This is a genomic window from Oleiphilus sp. HI0132 (assembly GCF_001635845.1).
The window spans coordinates 1-797 of record NZ_LWGJ01000042.1; the positions used below are offsets into that span (position 1 = coordinate 1).

Annotated in this window: 2 protein-coding genes; both read right to left on the reverse strand. The window is 47.2% G+C overall.

Annotation, left to right across the window (positions count from 1 at the left end; translation table 11 throughout):
• A partial coding sequence (gene pilV / locus A3766_RS00700; RefSeq protein ID WP_068641463.1) for a type IV pilus modification protein PilV occupies positions 1–524 on the reverse strand: 524 nt, incomplete at its 3' end.
• On the reverse strand, positions 509–655 hold the full coding sequence (locus tag A3766_RS29375) for a hypothetical protein (RefSeq protein ID WP_156508574.1): 147 nt from the start codon (positions 653–655) through the stop codon (positions 509–511). The genes pilV and A3766_RS29375, both read right to left, overlap by 16 nt.
• Positions 656–797: the final 142 nt, after the last annotated feature.

Consider the following 797-nt stretch of genomic DNA (forward strand, 5'->3'; position numbering starts at 1 on the left):
TGGTTAGAGACTTGATTGCTTTGTGTTTCGTCATCCCACTGTGTTTCATTCCAGGAGATTTCAATGGTAAACAGGTTATTGTCACCCCGGATTATTCTGCCCCGTGCATCGGGTAAAAGAATGGCTGACTCATCAGTGCCATTGAGGCGTTGTGCCCATTCAAACAAATCATTGTCTGCCAATCTAGCTTCACTGCAGCCATTGATGCTGTTAATACAGCCCGGGTCTGATGGCACTGTGCCAAGTGAATCGAAGCCGTCATAAGCACCGGCAATCGCTTCATCAGCGTTTGTTCTCATACGGTCTGCCATATCATAAACAAGTAGAGAGGCTTGCGAGCGAAGATAGGCACTTTGGTTATTACGTAAGCCCTGAACTTGCAGGCTAGCAACACCCAGCAAACCAATTGATAAAATAACAATGGCAACCAGAATCTCGATCAGAGTGAACCCACCCTGATGCTTAGGAGAAAGAGGCTGCAATAGTTGGGCTGAAGATGCATAGGGGCTTAGCTTGCTGGACATATTACATTCACCCCTTCATGGTTGTTAACGATATCATCGGGCGTTTCTTCTTCGTCTACCGCTGACCTGACGTGGCCGATCACACTAATAATAATTGCTTTGGCTTCAGTGATACCGCGCTCGTCACACAAAACAAAAGTGCCTTAGGAACCGGGGATACCATTTGAATCAAACTGAACAAAGCCTTGATTAGGAAAGCCAAACGTTCGGAGAGTGTTATCACCTGTTTCCCATCGACTACGCTTCTCAGCCTCGCCTTAGGGGCCGACTCAC